The following is a 5,724-nucleotide window of genomic DNA, read 5'->3' as shown; positions in this document are numbered from 1 at the left end:
TTTTTCCGTCTACAGCCTTTCTAGTAACCTTACAAAAATTTAGAGCCCGTCTACCCTTATACACCCTCTACGCAAGTTTGGCACCTGTAAAAGCCGCACCACCAACAAGCCCCACGCCAACGGCAATCGCCGCTGCTTTCCAACCGCCTTTTTTAAAGGCTTTATACCCATCATACGCCGCAAATCCCGCATTAATCGCCATCCAGACAAAATGCCCATCCGGATCGACCAACATCACCGGGTTGTTGTTCGCATATGTGTAGCCGTTCTGCGTCAAAATATCATCCGAATCTCCTGGATCAGGGTCCGTGGACAGGAACACACCATGGGTTGGGTGGTAGTAACGGGCCATGAGGTAGTACAATCCCGTCTCTTCATCATATTGGTATCCCGCATAGCGATATGGGTTTTCGTCTGCCATCTCACCGGATTTTGAAAGAAGTTGGCCCCATGTGTCGTACTCGTAACGAGCGACCACGTTTCCTTGCGCATCCGTTAACGCGATGACATCGCCATGGGCGTTGTAGTGGTAGAAATACGTCGCCCCGCCTTTTTTCATCGCCAACAGCTGGCCGTTTTCTCCGTATACATACGATTGTACCACATTTCCGCTCGCGTCGGTTTCATATAAGACGTTGAGGCTGTCGCCTTGGTAGTGGTAGTTCGTCACGACGCCATTCACGTTCTTTTGAATGCGGCGGCCATCTTCATCATATTGGTACGTCACAAACGGCGCGCTTTCGCCTTTTCTTGTAACGGAAACCAATTGATCGGCTTCGTTCCATTCATATCGATACTGGCCGTCTTCTAATCGGTTGCCGTTCGCGTCATACATGATCGTTTCATCGCCGAAACGAACCAACTGATTCGCCGCATTATAATCGGCCGTCGTCGTCGATGATCCCTCTTTCGTTTTCACGATTTTCGTCCGGTTCCCGAATCCATCGTACGTATACTCGATCGTCGTTCCATCCGGCCATTGTTCGATCTTCAACTGATCGAGCTCATCATAGCTGTATACCGTGACGTCCCCGTTCGACGTTTCGGTTCGGGTCCGATTGCCGTTTTCGTCGTAACGGTACGTTTCCGCCAATAACTCGGTTTCATCTGCCGTCCCAACCGTAAGACTGTTGACGAGACCTCGATCATCATACGTAAAGGTGGCACCCGCTCCGTTTCCGGTGGTAAACGTGCGAACGTGGCCTCTTTCGTCATAATCCAAACGGTACGTATACGTTCCATCTTGAACAACCGTATTTTGATCCAACGCGTTGTATTGGTACGTGACGGTTTGGCTGAATGATCCGTGCGAGAACAGGAACTGTTGCAATTTATCCGAGGTGGTCGGATACGTCCATTTTTGGACTCCGCCGCGGTCGGATTGCTCCGTCACACGGTTCTTCTCATCAAACTTTCTGGTCTTCGTCGTGCTGTCTTGTAAATATTGGACAAAACATGTTTTTTGACAAAAAAACGGCCCTTACGTAACCTTAGTGAAGGAAGAAGAGAATGGAGAAAATGAGCGTGTAAATCATTATTTTTAACTCCGAATTCTCCATTACCTCGTGTTTTTCCACTAAAAGAACGTAAGAGCCAGTCTTACTTTGCATGAAACCGTTACTATCTAATTATGGTTTTCTAATCTTCGACATGAATCTCCGCCATCCAATTGCTTGAACTCGATTTTACAACGATGTGATGATCGTTTTCCCATTTGAGTGCCCCAAGGTATCTTGAATACACAATTTCGTTTCCAACATCACGAACTAATATCTGATCCATAATTTTAAGACCTTTCTCGTTATAGACCTCACATCTTAACTGAAATCCCTCTAATCGGTGAATTCCTTTTAAAATCGCTAATTTCTTACGGTCTGGACTTTTTTTAGGAGTTTTTCCAACTAGAAAAACCGCTTCGTAATTTTGTTTTATAATTTGTTCAAGCGCCTTCTCCACACATTCTGAAACTGTTAATTGTGGCAATGTCGAGTATCTTTCTAAAATTGGTTTAATATAAGTATGAACCAAATAGGAAAAAGCTTGAAACTTGGCATTAGCAGAGTCTAAATTTAAAAAATCCATAAAATCATCAGGGATCGATACACTAATCGCTTGTAAAGCATGATTTTCCTCATAAGACGTTCTCTTATTTGGATCAGCCAAACAATAAACGATAATGTTTTCAAATTTTCCTAATTTCATTCCTAATTCACTTAATTTATTTGAAAAGATCAACTCAAAAATTCTCATTTCGTGGATACGATTATAGTGTTTTTTAGGACGTTTTTCCCCCCAATCCTGAAAATGAATATTTATCATTTAATCACCCTTTCTTCTTGTCTACTAAGGACGTGATCGCTTATAACTATATAGCAAGAAAGGTGGTAGTATACTTATAAAATAAAACATGCAGGCTGTAAACGGAGCAGCAGATATATTATAGAGAAATAACGGTTCCTGCTCATCCCTTTCACTAAAAACATGTCCACAAAGGCTCCATATTAAACCACTAAAACGGTTTTTCCGTAAACAGAAGGGAAGAAATTTGCACAATCTCCAAACTTTTGCTGGATGAACACGCAAAAGTCTGTTTTAAATTTATAAAAAATGGATATTTTGTTCTGGAATAACGCACTAATTTACACTGCTTACGTCTTGAAAAATGAATCAACTTTAATCATATCCCACTCATCCTCGTTTACACATCACTTAACTTTACAGAAACGTATCGCTCTGAATATTTCTCATACAGTGCTACTTCATCATCACTTAGCCACTTTAAATGGCCTAAAAACCTATCATAAATAAGTTCATCTGGTTTAGTTGATACTACTTCTTTCTCAAACAATACTTGACCTTTTTTCTCTTTAATGACTATCTTTATTGTAAAATGATACAGATCGTGATTACAGGTTACCTCCGCTTTATATTTTTTATTTGGACTAAATTTTGGTTTGCCCCATATGAATTCATTCATGTAGTTTAACTCCTTTACCCTCTCATAAGCTTCCCGAAAAGGAGTAGGATCCCAATTTTTCTCTACAATAACAAAATCCAGGCTACTCTTCAACAGTTCTAGAGTTTCAACTTTCTTCCTGTTGTCTGGATACTCTAGAAATTGTTCAATATTATACGGCACTAAAATTGGACAAAAACCATCAAAACATTCTAACAGACGCATCTCGGGATAATGACCACAATGAAAATTTAATTGCCTGCAATCAACAGTTTGATATTTTTTTTCAAAAACCCTTTCATATAATTTGGTAATACATCTAGTTTGAAAAGAAAAACTTTTTTGAACGTCACTTATCTCCTCTTCTCCTAATAACAAGAATGTTTTTAGTAACATGGCTTGCTCCCCTCTTTATGTTATCACGTACTTTCCTCATAGAAAAAATCCCGAGTCATGGCTATTGATTATCCAAAATTATACATATCCCTCTGTGAATTAAGACATTATCAAATAAGGCACTGCCATCTTAATAATACATAAGCGATGAAGGGCGCAAAGAGCTGATGGTACACAGCGTTTTCAGCCGTACCGAATACTGTTAGCACGTTGAAGTATGGATTCACTTAACGAAAAAACACCTCCATGCTCCAACGTTCTTGATACATCTCCGCGTTCTTTTCGGCCAATACATCTAGATGCTTGTCACCACCCGAGTCTCATAACCGTTCGCATCTTGAAAGATGACGACTGGATGTCTTTTCTTGGATCCGGATTGTTTCGTTCCGGGTTGACCAGTAAAATCCACAAGAACCGAAGGATATGGTTAAAAAAGGAGATTAGACCAAGATTCATCTGAAATCATTTTTTACGTCAAATGCCGAGTGTGATATGTTTGTGTAGAGAGATCGCCTTCCCAGGTTTATTGGTTCGATCACTTACATTTTACAGGAAGGCTGTGCTTTTTTCTATGTTTTATATGGATTTTATTGGATAATCAACATGCGTGATACAGAGTTTTGCAAAGAAGGTTACAGAGAATTGCAACTTAACATGGAACCTCTATAGACGTGACCAAAAAAACAAAAGACTAGGAAGCCAGCCATATCAAGGGCTGGCTTTACCCAACAAGCCTACTATACTACGCCCACCACTCCATGTAGAGCTGGCACAAGTCAAATTATCTGCAAAGCTCTGTATTTTTATGGTTCTTACGAATATTTAGTGAAATAACGAACAACAGCTAGAATGATCAAGTTACTGTTCATTTCTTCATGATCATCCGAAAGTAAATCATCCGAAACACGATGAGAGATTTACTTGATTTCGCTCATGTTTTGAGTTATCACTAAAAGAGCGTAAGAACCATTTTTATTTTGCAATCAACAGTCACGGTCTAACATGAAGATACATGTTACCCCCTGCATTTCTCACTGCATAAGCCCTTCCCCTCTCCCACTTTAGAGCTTTTTCTCTTCCATAAATATTTTTCTTAACAATTCGAGCATAATATCTTTGATATCCCATCTTTTTATTCCACTTGCTAATCTGACGGTTAGCCCTAGGGGATGTACCGTTTTTATTCAATTTCGCACCACTAATCCCTACTTTTACTATACGTTTTTTACCATTGACTATTTCGTAAATTTCATACCCATGATGAACCCTTTTAGATAATCGACTATTACCATGTATAGCTTTAACAATTTTACTGGCAGCTTTAAACTTGCCACCAAAACCAACAAAACCAAACGCCGCCGCGACCGCGACACCTTTCCATCCTTTTCCCGATTTATACGCCTTATACCCATCATACGCCGCAAATCCCGCATTAATCGCCATCCACACAAAATGCCCATCCGGATCGACCAACATCACCGGGTTGTTGTTCGCATATGTGTAGCCGTTTTGGGTTAGAATATCATCCGAATCTCCCGGATCAGGGTCCATGGACAAGAACACGCCATGGGTTGGGTGGTAGTAACGGGCCATGAGGTAGTACAATCCCGTCTCTTCATCGTATTGGTATCCCGCATAGCGATATGGGTTTTCGGTTGCTAGGGCGCCCGTTTGGGAACGAATTTGGCCCCATGTGTCGTACTCGTAACGAGCGACCACGTTTCCTTGCGCATCCGTTAACGCGATGACATCGCCATGCGCGTTATAGTGGTAGAAGTACGTCGCCCCACCTTTTTTCATCGCCAACAGCTGGCCGTTTTCTCCGTATACATACGATTGTACTACATTTCCGCTCGCGTCGGTTTCATATAAGACGTTGAGGCTGTCGCCTTGGTAGTGGTAGTTCGTCACGACGCCATTGACGTTCTTTTGAATGCGGCGGCCGTCTTCATCGTATTGGTACGTCACAAACGGCGTGCTTTCGCCTTTTCTTGTAACGGAAACCAATTGATCGGCTTCGTTCCATTCATATCGATACTGGCCGTCTTCTAATCGGTTGCCGTTCGCGTCATACGTGATCATTTCATCACCGAAACGAACCAATTGATTCGCCGCATTATAATCGGCATTGGTCGTCGTCGATGATCCGTCTTTCGTTTTCACGATTTTCGTCCGGTTCCCGAATCCATCGTACGTATACTCGATCGTCGTTCCATCCGGCCATTGTTCGATCTTCAACTGATCGAGCTCATCATAGCTGTACACCGTGACGTCCCCGTTCGACGTTTCGATGCGGATTCGGTTGCCGTTTTCGTCGTAACGGTACGTTTCCGCCAATAACTCAGTTCCGTTCGCCGTTCCCACCACCAGAC

The 5,724-nt window shown here is 42.0% G+C and carries 4 protein-coding genes and 1 pseudogene; all 5 read right to left on the bottom strand.

What is annotated here, in order from left to right:
• Positions 1-67: 67 nt before the first annotated feature.
• Positions 68-1,267, bottom strand: a complete 1,200-nt coding sequence (locus B6A27_RS00025) for an RHS repeat-associated core domain-containing protein (RefSeq protein WP_201722536.1) — start codon at positions 1,265-1,267, stop codon at positions 68-70.
• Between the two features lie 371 nt (positions 1,268-1,638).
• Positions 1,639-2,319, bottom strand: a complete 681-nt coding sequence (locus B6A27_RS00020) for a hypothetical protein (RefSeq protein WP_080859415.1) — start codon at positions 2,317-2,319, stop codon at positions 1,639-1,641.
• A gap of 379 nt (positions 2,320-2,698) precedes the next feature.
• Positions 2,699-3,352 (bottom strand): hypothetical protein, encoded by a 654-nt coding sequence (locus B6A27_RS00015; RefSeq protein WP_066149120.1) that lies wholly within the window; start codon positions 3,350-3,352, stop codon positions 2,699-2,701.
• Between the two features lie 125 nt (positions 3,353-3,477).
• A pseudogene (locus B6A27_RS18920) lies at positions 3,478-3,770 on the bottom strand (transposase); the annotation flags it as partial.
• Positions 3,771-4,342: 572 nt separating this feature from the next.
• On the bottom strand, positions 4,343-5,724 hold a 1,382-nt coding region (locus B6A27_RS00005; protein WP_304528548.1), incomplete at its 5' end, for an RHS repeat-associated core domain-containing protein.

It is taken from the genome of Anoxybacillus sp. UARK-01, assembly GCF_002075365.1.
GTDB lineage: Bacteria > Bacillota > Bacilli > Bacillales > Anoxybacillaceae > Anoxybacteroides > Anoxybacteroides rupiense.
The sequence above is the reverse complement of the archived record's forward strand: the minus strand, read 5'-3'. Positions and strand labels throughout refer to the sequence as shown.

Excerpts from the sequence above, each read along its gene's own strand:
- B6A27_RS00015 (WP_066149120.1), bottom strand. The coding sequence starts at position 3,352 with ATGTTACTAAAAACATTCTTGTTATTAGGAGAAGAGGAGATAAGTGAC.
- B6A27_RS00020 (WP_080859415.1), bottom strand. The coding sequence starts at position 2,319 with ATGATAAATATTCATTTTCAGGATTGGGGGGAAAAACGTCCTAAAAAA.